At 63.3% G+C, this 14818-nt stretch carries 12 protein-coding genes; 4 read left to right on the top strand and 8 right to left on the bottom strand.

Going from position 1 to position 14818, the window contains the following annotated elements; genetic code table 11:
- The first annotated feature begins 76 nt into the window (after nucleotides 1-76).
- Both bglA and aac(6') read left to right on the top strand, forming a co-directional pair.
- Nucleotides 77-1711, top strand: coding sequence for a beta-galactosidase BglA (bglA, locus tag ACTJKM_RS19235; RefSeq protein WP_440637829.1), 1635 nt, complete (start codon nucleotides 77-79; stop codon nucleotides 1709-1711).
- The gene (gene aac(6') / locus ACTJKM_RS19240) at nucleotides 1711-2175 is read left to right on the top strand and encodes an aminoglycoside 6'-N-acetyltransferase (RefSeq protein ID WP_058326520.1); all 465 of its coding nucleotides are present in this window, start codon (nucleotides 1711-1713) and stop codon (nucleotides 2173-2175) included. Before bglA ends, aac(6') begins: the two co-directional genes overlap by 1 nt.
- 24 nt (nucleotides 2176-2199) lie before the next feature.
- Here the strand turns inward: aac(6') and ade are convergent, their stop codons facing one another.
- Both ade and ACTJKM_RS19250 read right to left on the bottom strand, forming a co-directional pair.
- Nucleotides 2200-3897, bottom strand: coding sequence for an adenine deaminase (gene ade, locus ACTJKM_RS19245; protein WP_057253014.1), 1698 nt, complete (start codon nucleotides 3895-3897; stop codon nucleotides 2200-2202).
- 129 nt (nucleotides 3898-4026) lie between these two features.
- Entirely contained in the window at nucleotides 4027-5352 is a 1326-nt protein-coding gene (locus tag ACTJKM_RS19250; RefSeq protein WP_058326521.1) for an aspartate aminotransferase family protein, read from the bottom strand.
- 272 nt (nucleotides 5353-5624) lie between these two features.
- Between ACTJKM_RS19250 and ACTJKM_RS19255 the strand changes: the two genes are divergently transcribed.
- Nucleotides 5625-7877, top strand: coding sequence for a glycoside hydrolase family 9 protein (locus tag ACTJKM_RS19255; protein ID WP_156436817.1), 2253 nt, complete (start codon nucleotides 5625-5627; stop codon nucleotides 7875-7877).
- A gap of 162 nt (nucleotides 7878-8039) precedes the next feature.
- Nucleotides 8040-9128, top strand: a complete 1089-nt coding sequence (locus tag ACTJKM_RS19260; RefSeq protein WP_057254317.1) for a Gfo/Idh/MocA family protein — start codon at nucleotides 8040-8042, stop codon at nucleotides 9126-9128.
- A 38-nt stretch (nucleotides 9129-9166) separates the two neighbouring features.
- On the opposite strand, the gene ACTJKM_RS19265 is transcribed toward ACTJKM_RS19260, so the two are convergent.
- The 6 genes from ACTJKM_RS19265 to ACTJKM_RS19290 all read right to left on the bottom strand — a co-directional run bounded on the left by ACTJKM_RS19265 (nucleotide 9167) and on the right by ACTJKM_RS19290 (nucleotide 14718).
- A complete protein-coding gene (locus tag ACTJKM_RS19265) occupies nucleotides 9167-10201 on the bottom strand; it encodes a Gfo/Idh/MocA family protein (protein WP_058326523.1) in 1035 nt (344 codons plus the stop codon).
- A gap of 185 nt (nucleotides 10202-10386) precedes the next feature.
- Nucleotides 10387-10731, bottom strand: coding sequence for an ArsR/SmtB family transcription factor (locus ACTJKM_RS19270; protein ID WP_058321165.1), 345 nt, complete (start codon nucleotides 10729-10731; stop codon nucleotides 10387-10389).
- A 119-nt stretch (nucleotides 10732-10850) separates the two neighbouring features.
- Nucleotides 10851-11594: a HugZ family pyridoxamine 5'-phosphate oxidase gene (locus ACTJKM_RS19275; RefSeq protein WP_058321164.1), complete on the bottom strand. Its 744-nt coding sequence runs from the start codon at nucleotides 11592-11594 to the stop codon at nucleotides 10851-10853.
- A 193-nt stretch (nucleotides 11595-11787) separates the two neighbouring features.
- Complete coding sequence (gene choV, locus ACTJKM_RS19280) at nucleotides 11788-12837, bottom strand: choline ABC transporter ATP-binding protein (RefSeq protein WP_057253027.1); 1050 nt, start codon at nucleotides 12835-12837, stop codon at nucleotides 11788-11790.
- Complete coding sequence (gene choW, locus ACTJKM_RS19285) at nucleotides 12834-13679, bottom strand: choline ABC transporter permease subunit (protein ID WP_057253029.1); 846 nt, start codon at nucleotides 13677-13679, stop codon at nucleotides 12834-12836. The genes choV and choW overlap by 4 nt, the downstream gene beginning before the upstream one ends.
- 82 nt (nucleotides 13680-13761) lie before the next feature.
- Nucleotides 13762-14718 (bottom strand): choline ABC transporter substrate-binding protein, encoded by a 957-nt coding sequence (locus tag ACTJKM_RS19290; protein ID WP_057253031.1) that lies wholly within the window; start codon nucleotides 14716-14718, stop codon nucleotides 13762-13764.
- Nucleotides 14719-14818: the final 100 nt, after the last annotated feature.

Below are 14818 nucleotides of genomic sequence, written 5' to 3' on the forward strand. Positions count from 1 at the left end.
CGCGCCGGGCGGCGATACACCTTGGTTCCTCATCATCCCGCTCTGGCGTGGAGCATCGGTCTTCAAGGGGCATTTCATGACGTCTCGGCAGGCATCGAATGACGATTGGTGGCGCGGCGCGGTGATCTACCAGGTCTATCCGCGCTCCTTTCAGGACACCGACGGCGACGGCATCGGCGATCTCAAGGGCGTTACCCGGCGGCTGCCGCATATCGCCTCGCTTGGCGTCGACGCGATCTGGCTGTCGCCGTTCTTCACTTCGCCACAGGCCGACATGGGCTATGACGTATCGGACTACTGCGACGTTGATCCGATGTTCGGCACGCTCTCGGATTTCGACGAGATGCTTGGTGAGGCCCACCGTCTCGGCCTCAAGGTGATCATCGACCAGGTGATTTCCCACACCTCCGATCGCCACCCCTGGTTCGCTGAGAGCCGCTCGAGCCGGACGAACGGGAAAGCCGACTGGTATGTCTGGGCCGATCCGAAGCCGGATGGCACTGCGCCCAACAACTGGCTGTCGATCTTCGGCGGCCCCGCCTGGGAGTGGGACGGGGTGCGCAAGCAGTACTACATGCACAATTTCCTCGGCTCGCAGCCGGACCTCAACTTCCACAATCCGGCGGTACAGGACGCGGTGCTCGATGCCGCCCGCTTCTGGCTCGATCGCGGCGTCGACGGGTTCCGCCTCGACACGGTGAACTTCTATTTTCACGACCGGTATCTGCGCGACAACCCGCCGCTCGTTCCCGATCCGGACGCCACCAGCAACGACGCGCCCGACGTCAACCCCTATGGCATGCAGGACCATCTCTACGACAAGAGCCAGCCGGAAAACATCGCTTTCCTGAGGCGGTTCCGGGCGCTGCTCGACCGCTACGAGGGCCGCATGACGGTGGGCGAGGTGGGCGACGGCGCCCGCTCGTTGAAGACCGTGGCTGCCTATACCGGCGGCGGCGACAAGCTCAACATGTGCTACACCTTCGACCTGCTCGGTCCGGACTTCACCGCGGCCCATATCCGCCGCTGCGTCGAGAATTTCCAGAAGGCCGTCACCGACGGCTGGGTCTGCTGGGCTTTCTCCAACCACGACGTGACGCGCCACGTCAGCCGCTTCGCTCGGAACGAAGCAGAGCGGGAGAGGGTGGCGCGGCTCGCCATCATGCTGCTTTCGAGCCTACGCGGGTCGATCTGTCTCTATCAGGGCGAGGAGCTGGGACTTCCGGAGGCGGAACTCGCTTTCGAGGACCTGCGCGACCCCTATGGCATCCGCTTCTGGCCCTCCTACAAGGGCCGCGATGGCTGCCGGACGCCGATGGTCTGGGAAGAGGCGGCGGCCAATGCCGGCTTTACCGGCGGCAAGCCCTGGCTGCCGGTTCCGGCTGAACACCGCCGCCTGGCCGTGGATGCCATGACCGAAGGCGCGGATACGGTGCTTGGCCACTACCGCGCGACGCTCGCCTTCCGCAAATCGCTACCGGTTCTGCACGATGGCGCGATGCATTTCCTCGATAGCAACAGCGATCTCCTGGCCTTCGTTCGCGAAAAAGATGGCGAGCGCTTGCTCTTCGTCTTCAATCTCACCCGCGAACCGCAGGCGTTTCTGGCCCCCGCTGTCGTCGAGCCCCTGGATTTGCCCGGATATCCGGCGCGCCTCGAAGCGGGTAGCATCCAGGTTGACGGATTATCGGCCTTCTGCGGGAAGCTTTGATGCGCGTATTGTTGATGGATGGCGAAACCATCGGCCGCTGGGTCGAGATGCGTCTGGCGCTATGGCCGGATACGCCGGAAGCGGAGCACCGCGCGGAGGTCGAGTCCTCTCTTGCCGAGCCTGATCGCTATGCGTCGTTCCTGTGCGAGGACGAGGCTGGTGTTGCCGCTGGTTTTGCCGAGGCGTCTATCCGCCGGGACTATGTCAACGGCTGCGAAACCTCGCCCGTGGCCTTTCTCGAAGGGATTTATGTGTTGCCGCGTTACCGCCGCCGTGGTGTGGCGCGTGCGCTGATCACGGCGGTGGAACGCTGGGCAACCTCGCAAGGATGCCAGGAACTCGCCTCCGACACGGCGACCGACAATCTCAGGAGCCAGAGCCTGCACATGGCGCTTGGTTTCGAGGAGACGGAGCGCGTCGTCTATTTCCGCAAGGAACTGTCGCCGGCCGTGGCAGACAACTGAGGCTCCCGGGGTGAGGGATGGAACTCACCCGATCAGCATGAACTTGTCGACATCGACCAGTCCGCGGTCGGAGATTTTCAGGTGCGGGATGACCGGCAGCGGCAGGAAGGCAAGCTGCAGGAACGGCTCCTCCAGCGTCGCGCCAAGGGCGAAAGCGGCGTGGCGCAGGTGGTGCAGCGTGTCGCGGACGGACTCGTAAGGTTCGAGGCTCATCAGACCCGCGACCGGAAGCGCGATCTCTCCGGTCACCTTGCCGTCCTCGACCACCACGAAGCCGCCCTTGATCTCGCCGAGCCGGTTGGCGGCGATCGCCATGTCCTCGTCATTGACGCCGACGACGCAGATGTTGTGGCTGTCATGACCGACGGTCGAGGCGATCGCGCCCTTCTTCAGCCCAAAACCCTGGACGAAACCGTTGGCGTGGTTGCCGTTGACGCCGTGGCGCTCGATCACCGCGACCTTGATGATATCGCGGCCGAGGTCGAGGCCGGTCTGGTTGCCGACGGCCGGCAGGCGGTAGCGGCGGTGTTCGGTGATGATCTTACCGGGGAGCACGCCGATGACCGACGTATCGCCATCCGAGACGGGGATGCCGAAGGCACTGGCATGGACATGGCCGGCTTTGACGCTGTCGAGGCCGACGGGCTCAACCGGGTTTCGGGTCGCAAACAGCGCATCGGTGACGCGGCGGCCGCCGGAAAACACCGTCTCGGCCTTGCAGTTTTCCAATGTGTCGATCACCACGAGATCGGCGCGCCAGCCGGGCGCGACGAGCCCGCGGTCGCGCAGCCCAAAAGCACGGGCGGCCGAGATCGAGGCGGTGCGGTAGATCGCCAATGGCTCGACGCCGGCGGCGATCGCGGTGCGGATCATGTGGTCGAGATGGCCCTGTTCGGCAATGTCGAGCGGATTGCGGTCATCGGTGCAGAGCGCCAGATGCGGCGACAGGCGCTCGGTGATGATGGGCATCAGCGCGTGCAGATCCTTGGAGACCGAGCCTTCGCGCACCAGGATGTGCATGCCCTTGCGGATCTTCTCCATCGCCTCCTCAGCCGAGGTGCATTCATGGTCGGTGCGGATGCCGGCGGCGAGGTAGCCGTTCAGGTCCTTGCCGGACAGCAGCGGCGCGTGGCCGTCGATATGCGCGCCCTGAAAGGCGTCGAGCTTGGCGAGGCAGACCGGGTCCTTGTGCACGACGCCGGGGAAATTCATGAACTCGGCGAGGCCGATGACTTTTGGATGGTGGCGGAAAGGCAGAAGCCTTTCGATTGGCAGATCGGCGCCCGACGTCTCCAGATGTGTCGCCGGCACGCAGGACGAGAGCTGGACGCGGATGTCCATGATCGTTTCGAGCGCCGAATCGAGGAAGAACTGGATGCCTTCGGTACCGAGCACGTTTGCGATCTCGTGCGGGTCGCAGACGACGGTCGTGATGCCGAGCGGCAGGACGCAGCGGTCGAATTCATGCGGTGTCACGAGCGAAGATTCGATGTGCAAATGCGTGTCGATGAAGCCGGGCACGACGATGCGGCCGGAAATGTCGATTTCCTCGCGTCCGTCGTAGTTGCCGAAGGTGCCGACGATGCGGTCACCTGATATCGCGATGTCGGAGGCGACGAGTTCGCCGGTCACGAGGTCGAAGAAGCGCCCACCCTTCAACACGATGTCTGCCGGTTCGCGCCCGACGCCCTGATCGATGTAACGTTCCAGCGCTTCGGACATGAGGCAACTCCAGTTTTCTTTGGCGCCCGGTGCGATCGGTGTGATCGCGCCCAGGTTCGATGTGGCAGATAACAGTAACCCTTCCCCCGTCGCCGGGGAAAGGGTCAAGATCGTTGGCGGTCAGCCTGCTCAGATGTTGCTGTTGAGAACGGCGCGCAGCTTGCCGAAGAGTTCGTCGATCTGCGCCTTGGTGATGATCAGCGGCGGCGACAGGGCGATGATGTCGCCGGTGGTGCGGATCAAGAGGCCGCTCTCATAGGCCTTGAGGAAAGCCGAGAAGGCGCGCTTGGTTGGTTCGCCGGCGATCGGCTGCAGTTCGATCGCGCCGATCAGGCCGAGATTGCGGATGTCGATGACATTCGGGCAGTCCTTCAGCGAGTGCAGGCCCTCTTCCCAGTAAGGGGCGAGTTCGGCGGCGCGGGTGAGCAGGCCTTCTTCCTTGTAGGTGTCGAGCGTGCCAAGCGCGGCGGCGCAGGCGATCGGGTTGCCGGAATAGGTGTAGCCGTGGAAGAACTCGATCATGTGCTCCGGGCCATTCATGAAGGCATCATGGATCTCGGAGGTGACGAAGACGGCGCCCATCGGGATGACGCCGTTGGTCAGGCCCTTCGCCGTGGTGATGATGTCGGGCTTGACGTCGAAATACTGCGCGGCAAACGGCGTGCCGAGGCGGCCGAAACCGGTGATGACTTCATCGAAGATCAACAGGATGCCGTGCTTGGTGCAGATCTCGCGCAGTTTCTGCAGGTAGCCCTTCGGCGGGATCAGCACGCCGGTGGAGCCGGCCACCGGTTCGACAATCACTGCGGCGATGGTCGAGGCGTCATGTAGCGTGACGATGCGTTCGAGCTCGGTCGCGAGATCGCCGCCATGTTCCGGTTCGCCGCGGGTAAAGGCGTTCTGCGCCGGCAGGTGCGTGTGCGGCATGTGGTCGACGCCGGTCAGAAGCGTGCCGAACATCTTGCGGTTGGAGACGATGCCGCCGACCGAGATGCCGCCGAAGTTGACGCCGTGATAGCCGCGCTCGCGGCCGATCAGGCGGAAGCGCGAGCCGTCGCCCTTGGCGCGGTGGTAGGCGAGCGCGACCTTCAGCGCCGTATCGACCGATTCCGAACCGGAGTTGGTATAGAGAACATGGTTCATGCCTTCGGGCGCGATATCCACCAGGCGATTTGCGAGCTCGAAGGCCTTGGGGTGGCCGAGCTGGAAGGCCGGCGCATAGTCGAGCTCGCCCGCCTGCTCGCGGATCGCCTCGGTGATCTTCGGGCGACAATGGCCCGCGTTGACGCACCACAGACCTGCCGTTCCGTCCAGAACCGTCCGACCGTCATGGGTCGTGTAGTGCATGTCCTTGGCGCCGACGAACAGGCGCGGTTCCTTCTTGAACTGCCGGTTGGCGGTGAACGGCATCCAGAAGGCGCGCAGATCATTCGGGGTGTTGAGACGGTTCGACATTGCAGTTCTCCTCGGTCAGTTCTTCGTCAGGCGCTCGCCGCCCGCATTTTTTACCCTTTGGTCAAACTATCAGCGCGCCGGGACGCGTCAAGCCTCGGAAGCCCCGCACAGAGAGCCTGTGGGGTGGCGATTTTTTGTCTTCTGGCTGGAAATTTTCTCTAGCTTAACTTGTTTGCGGCAACGCTGCGTTGCCATGCCTTGCCGGGTCCATGGCCGCCTGTGAATGGGCACCCGCGCCCCGCGGCCCGGCCTGACCAATCGGGAGCTGGGACGTGTCGAGGTTCGGGATAGTACACGCGGCAATTGCTGCGCTCTTCCTGCCAGGTCCGGCAGTCGCTGCCGAACTGATCGCCGACGGTCGCTTTGAAAAGGGGCAGGACACGTTCTGGGCGAGCGACGGGCCGACCCTCGAGCGGGAAAACGGGCGGCTCTGCGTGGAGACCCAGGGCGGTGGAGAAGTCTGGAGCCAGATCGTCGGCGTCAATGGTTTGACGCTGGTGCCCGGGCGCATCTATCGCCTGTCGCTGAGGATTGCCGCCAAGCCGGCGCGGGCGATCGCTGTCAGGGTGCAGCGGGCCGCAGATCCCTGGACTGCCGTTGCCGAGTTTACGACGGCGGGGTCGCCGGATGGCAGCCCGTTCTCCGTGGAGTTCGAAGCAACCGAACCGGATGAGGCGCAACTGGTGCTGCTGCTCGGGGGTGCGGAGGCCGGTCGCATCTGTCTTGACGATGTATCGCTGGTCGCGACCGGCGCCGTGTCGCAGGCGGCGAAGCGGGCGACCGAGGGGCCCGTCATTCGAGTAAACCAGCTCGGCTACTTCACCGGCGGTCCGAAGCGCGCGACCTTCATTGCCGATGTGAAGCGCCCCATCGATTTCCAGTTGCTCGACGCCAAGGACAAGGTCGTCGGCAAAGGCAAGACGCAACCAAGCGGCTTCGATCCGACGGCGGGCGTCGAAACGCAGGTCGCGGATTTCTCATCCTTCGCAACGGCTGGAGATGGCTATCGTCTCGTGTCCGGCGATTGGGCGAGTGATCGCTTCTCGATCGGCGACAATCTTTACGATCGCCTTCGCGTCGATGCGCTTTCCTGGTTCTATCCGCAACGAAGCGGCATCGAGATCAAGGCAGCGATCGCCGGCAAGGCCTACGCCCGGTCCGCAGGCCATGTCGGCGTGGCGCCGAACCAGGGCGATACGGCAGTCCCATGCCTCGACAGCAAGCAGGCCGTGGCGCTTTACGGTGGCTGGTCCTGTTCCTATCGACTGGACGTTTCCGGCGGCTGGTACGACGCAGGCGACCACGGCAAATACGCGGTGACCGGCGCCCTGTCCGCCGCGCAACTGCTTGCCGCCTACGAACGCGGGCGTGTCTACGCCGCGGCTTCGCCGGTGACGCGCGACGGTCTCTCTCGCATTCCCGAAAACGGCAACGGCATGCCCGACATTCTCGACGAGGCGCGGTGGGAGCTCGAGTTCCTGTTGCGCATGATGGTTCCGGATGGCGCGCCGCTCGCCGGTATGGTGCACCACAAGGTACACGACACCACCTGGACCGCGCCGCCGTTGCTGCCGAGCGACGATCCGCAGCCGCGGGCGCTTTACCGTCCGTCGACTGCCGCAACGCTTGATGTCGCAGCCGTCGCGGCTCAGGGCGCCCGGCTTTTCGCCGATCAGAATCCGACGTTCTCGGCACGTCTGCTCGCGGCTGCGCGCAAGGCCTGGATGGCCGCCAATGCCAATCCCGCACTCCTTGCGCCGAAGTCGGACGGACTTGGCGGTGGTGGCGACTACGACGACGACAGCATTTCGGACGAACTCTTCTGGGCGGCGACCGAACTCTATCTGACGACCGGTGACGAGGCCTATCTCAACGTGCTGCGGGCGTCGCCGCTTTGGGCGGCGGATACGCTGTCTCCCGGCGGGGCCTTTGACTGGCGCAACGTCGCCGGCTTCGCGCGGCTGCAACTGGCCCTTTATGGTACGGGCTTGCCGGACGACGAGCGTGAACTGATCCGAAACGCAGTGCTTGCGGCAGCGCGGCATTTTCTGTCGGTGCAGCAAACAGAGCCCTTCGGGCTCGTCTACCGACCCGAGGGCAGACGCTACGACTGGGGATCGAACCAGCTGATGCTGCAGAACATCATCGTGTTGTCGGCCGCTTTCGATCTCTCCGGCGAGAAGAGCTTTCTCGATGGTGCGCGCGAGGGCATGGATTACATTCTCGGCCGCAATGCCATGGCACTGTCCTACGTCACAGGCTATGGCACCCGCGCGCCCAAGAACCAGCACAGTCGCTGGTATGCGCACCAGCGGGACCCGCAACTGCCGAACCCGCCGGTTGGCTCTCTCGCCGGCGGTCCGAATTCCACCTTCGTCGATGACGTCGCACGGCAACACCTGAAGGGATGTGCGCCGCAGACGTGTTATGCCGACGACATCGAAGCCTATGGATCCAATGAAATCGCCATCAACTGGAATGCGCCGCTCGCCTATGTTGCCTCGTTCCTTGCCGATGCGCGCTAGAGTATTTCACTATTTCATTGAAACAGTGAAATACTCTAACTGTTTGAAATTACGCAATTCCGGACGGAAAACCGTTTCACACTTTTCCTGGAATTGCGCTAGGAGACTGAAAGCGTGACCGGAATAGCTTTTGTCGGAACCGGCTTCGTCGCCGACTATTACATGACGACGCTTGCCAATCATCCGCAGCTCCGGCTTGTCGGCGTCTGGGATCGCGACGCGGTGCGTCTCGACGCCTTTGCGCGCTACTGGAAGGTTTCGCCCTATGCCTCGCTGGATGCGGTGCTCGCCGATCCTACCGTCTCGATCGTCGTCAATCTGACGACGCCGGAAAGCCATTACGCGGTCAACCGCGCCGCTCTCACCGCCGGCAAGCACGTCTATTGCGAGAAGCCGCTGGCGATGACCGTGGAGGAGGCGAGCGAACTGGTCGCGCTTGCCCGCGAGCGTGCTCTGGTGCTTGCCGGCGCGCCGGCCAATGGCCTTAGCGATGCGCAGGCGCTCTGTGCGAGCCTGCTTGCGGCTGGGACCATCGGCACGCCACGTCTGGTCTATGCCGAGATGGAGGATGGGCCGGTCTTCAAGGCGAACTGGCGCGCTTGGCGCAGCCGCTCGGGCGCCCGCTGGCCGGGCGTGCACGAGTTCGAGGTTGGCTGCACGCTCGAGCACGCGGGCTACGCCGCAAGCTGGCTCGTCTCGCTCTTCGGGCCGGTCGCCGAGGTCAGCGCCATTTCGGCCCTGACCTTTCCGGACAAAGGCCCGGGAACCGAGACGCTGACGCTCGGCCCTGATTTCTCGGTGGGTTGCCTGAAGTTCCGCTCGGGCGTGACGGCGCGCGTCACCTGCGGCCTGGCGGCACCGCGCGACCGGTCGCTGACTGTTATCGGCGACAAGGGCACGATCGTGGTGCGGGATCTCTGGGACAATCGCTCGCCCGTTCATGTCGAAGCGGTCGGCGCCAAGCGCTCGTTGATGCATCGCGGTCTCGACTGGCTGGAATGGAAGATGGGGCGCAAGCTGCCCATCCGGCTCTACCCCGGTATGAGGGTGCGCTACCCCAAGACATCGTCAGCGCCGGCGCTTCCGGCCTTTCCGTCGCAGATCGATTTCGTGCGGGGGATCGCAGTCCAGGCGGATGCGATTGCGCAGGGCGAAACGCCATTCTTCTCCGGTGCGACGGCGCGGCATCTGACCGAGGTCGTGCTCGCGCTCAACAGCGGCGCGCGGGACTATCGTCCGCTCGATCTCTAGGCGTTTTCCGAAGGCGCTGCCCGCGTAAGGGCAGGCGTTCAGGCCACGGGTGCCTTGGCGCGGATCGTCTCGATAATTTCCAGAGCTTCGATACTGCGTGAAAGCGGCATCAACGCATGCTCGCGCCGGCCGTCCAGGATGGCCGCGCTGGCGGCCTCGATCTCGAATTGCAGGCCGTTGCCGGGAAACGCATGGTCGAAGCGTTTGAGACCGGGCAGGGGGATCCGCCGCGCAGCCCTGAAGAACGCTTCCCCCGTCGATGTCAGCAGGTTGCGTGCCGGGGCGCTGGTGGCGACGAACAGGCGGCTTGCCTTCAGGAACGGCGCGTCGATGACGAGCGTACCGCGATCGCCGTCGATGACGAAGCGATTGTGGCCGTTTCGATCGAAACCGCACCTCAGGTCAGCATCAAAGCCGTCATAGGCCAGCCTGGCGTCTGCCGAGACATCGACGCCGGTGGGGGCGCTTCTCCAAGTGCCGCCAATGGACTTCGGCTGGCCGAAGAGGTTCAGGCAAAGTGCGATCGGATAGATGCCGAGATCGAGCAGGGAACCGCCGCCCAGGGCCGGATCGAAGAAGCGGCTGTTCGCGTCGAACGGTTTCTCATAGGCAAGTTCCGCCCGGACATGGCGGATGGTTCCGAGTCTCCCTGCACGCAGGAGTGCGCGAACCTCGGCGATTGCCGGCAGGAAGCAGGTCCACAGCGCTTCCATCGCGAAGGTGCCGCTGATGGCGGCTGCGTCTTCAAGGGCGCGCGCGTCGGCGACCGATGTCGTCAGCGGCTTCTCGACCAGCACCGCCTTGCCGGCCGCGAGGAAGAGGGCGGCATGGTCGCGATGGAGCGCATTGGGCGAGGCGATGTAGACCGCGTCGATGTCGGGGGCGGCGGCGAGCGCGCCGATATCGTGAGAGCTGCGGATTCCGCCGAAGCGTGTGGCGAAAGCCGCGGCGTTCGAAGCGCTGCGGGATGAGACCGCGACAAGCGTCGCATTACCCGCGAAGCGGAAATCCGATGCAAAACTGTTTGCGATTGTGCCGGTTCCGGCAATACCCCAACGGACCTTGTCACGCATTCCCTTGTGTCCGTTGCTCCGGCCGACCCTGCTGCGGCGCATGGTGCCGCCGAAGTCTCAAGGCCCGGTAAACGGCCGAGGCGCGGCTGACGCCTTTGCTTGTTGCCGATGCCCCGGAAAAGAATAAGCCCCGCGCGATTTCTCGTGTGGGGCTGTTCGAACGGGTCCGCAGAGCGAACCGAATATCAGGCCGACTTGCGGACCGGAGTCTTTTCTGCGGTGACGATCTGTTCGTCGCCGTAGATTTGGTTGAGCGTGCCTAGAATCCGCATGACTGCGTCGGATGAGCTCGAATAATAGATCGTCTGCGCATCGCGGCGGGTGCTGACGAGATTCTGGGCACGGAGCTTCGAAAGATGCTGGGAGAGAGCCGACTGGCTCAGCCCAACCTTGTTGGCCAATGCGCCGACTGCCATCTCTTCCTTGACGAGGGAATCGAGGATGAGAAGGCGCTTAGGGTTTGCCATGGCCGAGAGGAAACCGGCTGCTACCTCGGCTTCATCGTGTTTTTCAGGCGAAAGTGGCTGCATTGCGTGCTCCATGCGAAAAGTACATCACACGTAGTTATGGTTGACGAAGCACGATAATTAGTCGTGATGCATAAAAGGGCAACCACCCACTGCAAGAAATGGGGGTAGCTATCCCGCGATTAACCGTAAAGTTCACGCAAAATTGCCCGTAAATTGGAACTGTCTTCGATAGGTGCCGGGAATTCAAGGCGTTTCAGCCGATCGCCATCTGCAAGATCGAGGCCGGCGGCGTCGATCCCGACGATCTTCCAATTGCCTTCCGGCGCATTGCAAAGCTTGACCGCATAGTGCTGCACGGCGTCCGAATGATCCGCGTTCATGTGCTCGATTGCGCTGGCTTCCGTGGCGGCGAGCGAAGCGATGGCGGGCGTGTCGATCAGCAGATCTTCCGCGGTCAAGACATAGGCGCGACCGAAACCGCCGTTGAGGCTGGCGCGCAAGGGCTTCAGCCGGAAGAAGCCGAAATCGGGGAAATCGACGTAGAGTTTCGACTTGGGGTGACGGCGAACGAATCGCTCGCGGATGCGCACATGGGTTTCACTGTCGCGAGCGACCTGTTCGGCCGTGCATTGCACCGTGAGGCGGGGATGGGCGAGCGGATCGCCCTTGCCGGGCTCGCCGGTCAGCAACGAGGCCCTGATATCGGCGAGCAGCGCCTGGGTGTGGGTGGACAGCTTCGAGATCAGGATGACGGGTACGCCGTCGACATCCATGCCGACAAGAACGCGGCTGACGAAGGGAAAGCCGCCGCTCTCGGGTTCGATCGCCGCGAGCGAAGCGCTGCGCGCGCCGCGCAGAAGCGTGCGGGCGAGGGTGCGGGCCTCGTCATCGGTGTCGCGCAATACGCTCGGCTTGTCGCTCATGTCTTTGAACCTTTCCTGCCATGCCATCAATGCCTACAGCGCCGCGTCTTATCAGACGCGCAAAGGTCGCCGTAGCACTTTGAATGGCTGCATGTTTTTATCCTGAAATCGGCTACGTTTTAAGGAAACATGCTGTGACGAAAAAAGCCCGGAACGACGCTCCGGGCTTTTATTGGCTTGATGAGCGGCTTCGTCAACTTTTGTTGCGGTGCCGCGTCAATCCCTGAACGATGTCCTGGGCGTCGATGGTGCCGACGACGGAGCCGTTGTCGACGACCCCGATGCTGCCCGGCTGGCGGGACATGGCGTCGAGAATGTCGACGAGCGGTGTCGTCGGCTTGGCCGTGGCGGTAACGCCGGCAACGGTCGCGCCGCGCTGGACGCCGGTCTGCATCACGTCCTTCGCCATCAGCATGGTGATCGGGTTCATGTGCTGAACGAAATCCGCGACATACTGGTTGGCCGGATTCTTGACGATATCCTGCGGCGTGCCGCACTGGATGATGCGTCCGCCTTCCATGATGGCGATGCGGTTGCCGATGCGGAACGCCTCGTCGAGGTCGTGGCTGACGAAGATGATGGTCTTCTTCAGCCGCCGCTGGAACTCGAGCAGTTCGTCCTGCAGTCGGGTGCGGATCAGCGGGTCGAGGGCCGAGAACGGCTCGTCCATCAACAGGATCGGTGCGCCGGTGGCAAAGGCGCGGGCGAGGCCGACGCGCTGCTGCATGCCGCCCGAAAGCTCATTGACCTTGCGCCCCGCCCATTTCGTCAGGTTGACGAGGTCGAGCTGTTCGCCGACACGCGCCTTGCGCTCGGCGTCCGGCATGCCGGCAAGCTCGAGGCCGAAGCCGACATTGTCGGCAACTGTGCGCCAGGGTAGCAGAGCAAACTGCTGGAACACCATCGAGACCGTGTGCATGCGAAAGTCGCGCAGCGATTTCGCATTGGTCCGGTAGGGATTGAGCGGCCCGTTCGAGGTCTTCACCTCGACGTCGCCGCGCACCACCGGCGCAAGGCCGTTGACGGCGCGAAGCAGGGTCGACTTGCCGGAGCCCGAAAGCCCCATCAGCACCAGGATCTCGCCCTCGGTGATTTCGAGCGAGGCGCCGGCGACGCCGAGCACGAGGCCGGTTTCGGCACCGATCTCGTCGCGAGTCTTGCCCTGGTCGACCATTTGCAGCGCGATCTGCGGGTTGTTGCCGAAGATGATATCGACATTCTTGAATACGACGGCGGTGGTCATGCGCCTTCTCCTTCGTCGGACGAGCGGAAAAGGCGGTCGAGGATGATCGCCAGGATGACGATGCAGAGGCCGGCTTCGAAGCCCTTGGCGACATTCACCGAGTTCAGGGCTCGCAAGACCGGAACGCCAAGGCCGTTGGCGCCGACGAGGGCGGCGATAACCACCATCGACAGCGACAGCATGATCGTCTGGGTGAGACCGGCCATGATCTGAGGCATGGCAAAGGGCAGCTCCACCTTGCGCAGCACCTGGCCGGGCGTGGCGCCGAAGGCCTGGGCGGCTTCGACCAGCGACGGCGGCGTCGAGATGATGCCGAGGCGGGTCAGGCGGATCGGCGCAGGGATCGCGAAGATCACGGTGGCGATAAGGCCGGGAACCATGCCGAGACCGAAGAGAATCAGCGCAGGGATCAAATAAACGAAGGTCGGGATCGTCTGCATCAGGTCGAGGATCGGCCGCATGATGGCATAGATCCAGGCGCGACGGGCAGCGGCAATGCCGAGCGGAACGCCGACGGCCATGCTGACGAAGCTGGCGGCGAGCACCAGAGCCAACGTTTCCGTCGTTTCCTTCCAGTAGCCCTGGTTGATGATCAGCAGCAGGCCAAGGCCGGTGAACAGCGTTACGCCGATCGAGCGGCGGAACCACCAGGCAGCCGCCGTGATCACGGCAACGACGATCAGCGGGTGCGGGGTCTGGAGAATCCAGAGCAGCACGGCGACAACGCCGGAGAGGAAGCGAGCGAGCTGGTCGAAGAACAGCTCGAAATTCGTCGTCAGCCAGTCGACGAACGCCTTGGCCCAGCCGCCAATGGGGATGCGGTTATCGGTCAGATATTCCACGAAGGTAAATCCGTCTCGTCAGGTCAAAAGGAGCGCATGACGCGGTGAAAAAAGGCGGGGTTTTTCCCCGCCTCGATGCCGATCAGAGGCCAAGAGCGGCCTTGACCGCGGCCAGGCCATCGCCGCCGTCCTTGGCGGTCACACCGGCAAGCCACGGATCGACGACCGTCGGATTGGCCTTCAGCCATTCCTCGGCAGCCTTGTCCGGCTCCTGCCCGTCGTTCAGGATCTTGCCCATGATCTCGTTTTCCATCTGGAGCGAGAACTTGAGGTTGGTGAGCAGCTTGCCGACGTTCGGGCACTCGGTGGTGTAGCCGGCGCGCACGTTGGTGAAGACTTCCGCGCCGCCAAAGTTGGCGCCGAAGATGTCGTCGCCGCCCGAAAGATAGGTCAGCTTGAAGTTGGCGTTCATCGGATGCGGTTCCCATCCGAGGAAGACGATCGGCGAGCCATCCTTTTCGGCGCGGGACACCTGCGCCAGCATGCCCTGTTCGGAGGATTCGACCACCTCGAAGCCCTTGAGGCCGAAGGTGTCCTTGTCGACCATGTCGATGATCAGGCGGTTGCCGTCATTGCCGGGCTCGATGCCGTAGATCTTGCCTTCAAGCGCGTCCTTCTTGGTGGCGATATCCTTGAAATCCTTGATGCCGAGCTCAGCGCCCTTGGCGTTGGTCGCCAGCGTGTACTTGGCGCCGACCAGGTTCGGCCCGAAGGATTCGACCGACTTGTCGTCGAGATAGGGGCGAACGTCGTTTTCCTGGGTCGGCATCCAGTTGCCGAGGAACACGTCGATGTCCTTGTTCTTGAGCGAGGTGTAGGTGACCGGAACCGAGAGAACCTTGATGTCGGTCTGGTAGCCGAGGCCCTTGAGGACGGTGGAAACGGTCGCGGTGGTTGCAGTGATGTCCGTCCAACCGACGTCGGAGAAACGGACGGTACCACAGCTTTCCGGCTCGGCAGCTGCAGCCTGTCCAGCGGCGAGGGCGACGACCGAAACGGCGCCCGCCAGCATCAGTTTGAGAGAGAGTCGTTTTTTCATCGTTGTCGTTCCCCTGCCTCTATTATTGTTTTAGCCAAACACCATTGGATAGCGAATTCAAGCGCTTTGATGTCGAAGGAAGTGTATTGCGTCAATATGC

This window comes from Ensifer sp. 22460 (assembly GCF_052044935.1).
In the GTDB taxonomy this organism is placed as follows: domain Bacteria; phylum Pseudomonadota; class Alphaproteobacteria; order Rhizobiales; family Rhizobiaceae; genus Ensifer.

What these genes read in the sequence shown, in the direction of transcription:
- bglA (WP_440637829.1), top strand. Translation starts at nt 77, where the DNA reads ATGACGTCTCGGCAGGCATCGAATGACGATTGGTGGCGCGGCGCGGTG.
- ACTJKM_RS19265 (WP_058326523.1), bottom strand. Translation starts at nt 10,201, where the DNA reads ATGCGTGACAAGGTCCGTTGGGGTATTGCCGGAACCGGCACAATCGCA.
- ACTJKM_RS19270 (WP_058321165.1), bottom strand. Translation starts at nt 10,731, where the DNA reads ATGCAGCCACTTTCGCCTGAAAAACACGATGAAGCCGAGGTAGCAGCC.
- ade (WP_057253014.1), bottom strand. Translation starts at nt 3,897, where the DNA reads ATGTCCGAAGCGCTGGAACGTTACATCGATCAGGGCGTCGGGCGCGAA.
- ACTJKM_RS19260 (WP_057254317.1), top strand. Translation starts at nt 8,040, where the DNA reads ATGACGACGCTTGCCAATCATCCGCAGCTCCGGCTTGTCGGCGTCTGG.
- ACTJKM_RS19290 (WP_057253031.1), bottom strand. Translation starts at nt 14,718, where the DNA reads ATGAAAAAACGACTCTCTCTCAAACTGATGCTGGCGGGCGCCGTTTCG.
- ACTJKM_RS19275 (WP_058321164.1), bottom strand. Translation starts at nt 11,594, where the DNA reads ATGAGCGACAAGCCGAGCGTATTGCGCGACACCGATGACGAGGCCCGC.
- ACTJKM_RS19250 (WP_058326521.1), bottom strand. Translation starts at nt 5,352, where the DNA reads ATGTCGAACCGTCTCAACACCCCGAATGATCTGCGCGCCTTCTGGATG.
- choV (WP_057253027.1), bottom strand. Translation starts at nt 12,837, where the DNA reads ATGACCACCGCCGTCGTATTCAAGAATGTCGATATCATCTTCGGCAAC.